Here is a 2,996-nt window from a genome sequence, read left to right on the forward strand (position 1 = left end):
GAGCAATTCAAAACATTTCGGATAAATGGAGTACGACAAACACTGGTAAACGGTATGCTTAATTCCTTCCGAAAAGAAGACCAAAAACAAGCCATCCGTTTTGAATTTATCCGCATGGGGTTGCAATATGATGGCAGTAAATGGAGCTTGTCCGGCTTGGGTGGTTTACCACTGATCACCTCGCAGGAAACAACCATCTGGCTCAATGCTTCAAACGGTGTGAAAGTACCTGCGAGAATGGTTTTGGGAAATGAAGTGAGCAAAAAACTGGATTACACATTATTTGAAAACAAAGGAAAATATTTTTTAGTAAGCACCAACGCAACAAATTATTTAAACAGATAACATCATTTTATGAAAAGACATATCAAATATATCATCGTACACAGCACGGCTACATTCGAGCCAAAAGTTTCACAGTTCTATGGTTTGTTTCATTATGTGGTGGAACGCAATGGTGAAATTAAAAGGATTCACCATGACGTACAAATTATTAAAAATATAGAAACGGTAGACAGCGATTCCGTACACATTGCTTATGCAGGTGGGCGAAACAAAACAGGCAACTTAGGTGATACCCGAACACCGGTTCAGGAAGAAGCATTATTCAACAAGCTTGTGGCACTTTCTGTAAAATATCCAAGCGCAAGAATTATGGGGCATGATGAATTTGAAGCCTCTGCAAACTGCCCGGGTTTTCCAGTAAAAGAATGGCTAAAAAATTACGAACCTGAGATAGCATTGGCTTAAAATAAAATCCTACTTATGTTAGAAATGATACAGGCTACCCTAAACCAAAAAAGGTTCACCAGTTTTTCCCGTCCTTTTGAATTGAATATTGTTGGCATCCGTGCCGACAGTGTAACCCCAAATAGTTTTGACGATTCGCTAAATGTGTATTATAAAACAAGTGATGGTAAATGGCAGTTTCATCGTTTTGCTGCTACCACAGATCCGGGTACTTATTGGCTTAAAAATCCATTAAGTCCACAAGGCACGGCCATCCTTAAACATGGGCAGTACATTGGCTCGCACCGCATCGGTTTGCATCGTGGAAAATACCTGGCATTGGTACAGCAAAGACCGATTACAGTAATGCGTGATTATGACAGAAATGCCAATCTTGATTTTATGAATGGCAGGGAACAGACAGGAATTTATGGCATCAATATTCACCATGCATCCGTTAATGGTACCACTAAAACGGTGGATAAATATTCTGCAGGCTGTCAGGTGTTTGCCAACATCAACGACTTCAATTTATTTATGCAGTTAGCAGAAAGACACAAGGGATTGTATGGAAATAATTTTTCCTATACGCTCATAGATGAACGGGCATTGGTGAGAGAATCAAAAAAAAACTAGCGTTGAGCCTGACAGGTTTTGCAGTAGCGGGTGGGTTAGCGTTGGTGGCGTATGGGATCAGAAGGAGCCTCCCCTAACTCCACCACATGAGAATAGCCTCCCCTAACCCCTCCCGAGGAGGGGGATTATCGGAGCGGAGGAAAGGAGACACTTTAAATTTTTGAAATTAAAAAACAATTATGAAAACATTTTTTCAGCAATTATTAAAGGATAAAAACGGCTGTTACAGTTTACGGGAATTGGCGATTGCATTGTTGTTGATCGCACTTTTTACCAGCTGGATCGCCAAACAATTTTTTCAGCATGAAGTACCAGAATTTATGTTCTATGCTTTTGCAAGCTTGATTGGCGCAGGCTGCTTTGGGTATTCATTAGAGAAAAAAACAACATCAGAAACAAATTAAAAATCTTATTTCTCATGTCTTTCTTTTACCTCCCTACCGGGGAGGACAGGAAGGGCTTAAACAAACCATTATGAACATCAAAATATTAATGACCCTTATATTAGGAATAATTATCGGAATCAGTTTTACAAAACTTTTTACCGGAAACAATAAAGAGGAGAATCTAACAGCGACCGTAAAAGTTTTAAAGCCCTCTGTGCTACAAAAAACAACCGCAAATGTGGAATTTTATTTTGAACAAAAAATTGATTCGCTTAATACAAATAACAAATTGCTAAATAAAAAATTAGGCGGCAGCAGAGCTGCATTGGAAATGGCTAAAAATAAAAACATCGTTTTACAAACACAGTTATATGATCTGATTGATAACAACAATGAATCGGCTGATACTTCCATAGAAAATAACAAGGACGATGTTTTTCAGGATAAAATTATTCAACTGATAAATGAAAATAATTATAAGGACAGTCTTTATGAAAACATTGATAGCACCGTAACTGCACAGGTAAGAAACAAAGATTCTACCATTGTATTGATGGGTGATAAATATGACTCCCTGAAAATTTCTTTTAATGAAAGTGTGTTGCAACAGCAATTATTACACGATCAGAATAAACAATTTAAAAAACAATTCATGCGGCAAAAAATAAAAAGCAAGTTGTTGTCCGTAGGCTTATTAATCCTCTCCGGTGCTGCGGCAAACTATTTAATACAACATTAATATGAAAGAAAAAACCATCGTTTCCACACTTACCCTTTTTTCATCCCTGGCTTCATACTGGTATGCAAAAGAAGCCCAAAAAGACGCAATTCCATTTATGATGATCGGCGGTTTTTTAGGTGCAGTTGCAGGCGAAGTAATTTATGAGAAATTAAAATCTATAAAAAATGGCAAATAATCTTGACCCTACCAATGGTATTTATAACGAAGGTGCCTGTATCAAAATATCATTTAATCAAAATTCATTGCTGGTAAACAAAAGCCAGATCAAAACAGTTGATACGATACGCACAGATGTGGTAAGACTTGATATTGGTGAAGGCGCACTTAAAAATATTTACATCCGCTTATCAGAAGTAAACTACCCTCATCCCTTTGATTCGGTGCAAGCATTAAGCACTTACATCAAAGAACTCATGATTGACAAAGGTTTTTCTACAGAGGCAAAGCAGGATGTGGAGATTGTTGAATTGCAACAGATCAAAGGCGTTTTACAGGCAATGAAA

The 2,996-nt window shown here is 37.6% G+C and carries 7 protein-coding genes; all 7 read left to right on the plus strand.

What is annotated here, in order from left to right; all coding sequences use genetic code 11:
• Positions 1-345: hypothetical protein (locus tag H7254_RS11590; protein WP_301933118.1), on the plus strand; the 345-nt coding region annotated here is incomplete at its 5' end.
• Between the two features lie 9 nt (positions 346-354).
• The gene (locus tag H7254_RS11595; RefSeq protein WP_301933119.1) at positions 355-750 is read left to right on the plus strand and encodes an N-acetylmuramoyl-L-alanine amidase; all 396 of its coding nucleotides are present in this window, start codon (positions 355-357) and stop codon (positions 748-750) included.
• 15 nt (positions 751-765) lie between these two features.
• On the plus strand, positions 766-1,365 hold the full coding sequence (locus H7254_RS11600; protein ID WP_301933120.1) for a hypothetical protein: 600 nt from the start codon (positions 766-768) through the stop codon (positions 1,363-1,365).
• Between the two features lie 179 nt (positions 1,366-1,544).
• On the plus strand, positions 1,545-1,769 hold the full coding sequence (locus H7254_RS11605) for a hypothetical protein (protein WP_301933121.1): 225 nt from the start codon (positions 1,545-1,547) through the stop codon (positions 1,767-1,769).
• Between the two features lie 70 nt (positions 1,770-1,839).
• Positions 1,840-2,490 (plus strand): hypothetical protein, encoded by a 651-nt coding sequence (locus H7254_RS11610; protein ID WP_301933122.1) that lies wholly within the window; start codon positions 1,840-1,842, stop codon positions 2,488-2,490.
• A 1-nt stretch (position 2,491) separates the two neighbouring features.
• Positions 2,492-2,668, plus strand: coding sequence for a hypothetical protein (locus H7254_RS11615; RefSeq protein WP_301933123.1), 177 nt, complete (start codon positions 2,492-2,494; stop codon positions 2,666-2,668).
• Positions 2,658-2,996: hypothetical protein (locus tag H7254_RS11620; protein ID WP_301933124.1), on the plus strand; the 339-nt coding region annotated here is incomplete at its 3' end. The genes H7254_RS11615 and H7254_RS11620, both read left to right, overlap by 11 nt.

The sequence above is a fragment of the Ferruginibacter sp. genome, assembly GCF_014377975.1.
In the GTDB taxonomy this organism is placed as follows: domain Bacteria; phylum Bacteroidota; class Bacteroidia; order Chitinophagales; family Chitinophagaceae; genus Ferruginibacter.

What these genes read in the sequence shown, in the direction of transcription:
- H7254_RS11610 (WP_301933122.1), top strand. Translation starts at nt 1,840, where the DNA reads ATGAACATCAAAATATTAATGACCCTTATATTAGGAATAATTATCGGA.
- H7254_RS11605 (WP_301933121.1), top strand. Translation starts at nt 1,545, where the DNA reads ATGAAAACATTTTTTCAGCAATTATTAAAGGATAAAAACGGCTGTTAC.
- H7254_RS11595 (WP_301933119.1), top strand. Translation starts at nt 355, where the DNA reads ATGAAAAGACATATCAAATATATCATCGTACACAGCACGGCTACATTC.
- H7254_RS11615 (WP_301933123.1), top strand. Translation starts at nt 2,492, where the DNA reads ATGAAAGAAAAAACCATCGTTTCCACACTTACCCTTTTTTCATCCCTG.
- H7254_RS11600 (WP_301933120.1), top strand. Translation starts at nt 766, where the DNA reads ATGTTAGAAATGATACAGGCTACCCTAAACCAAAAAAGGTTCACCAGT.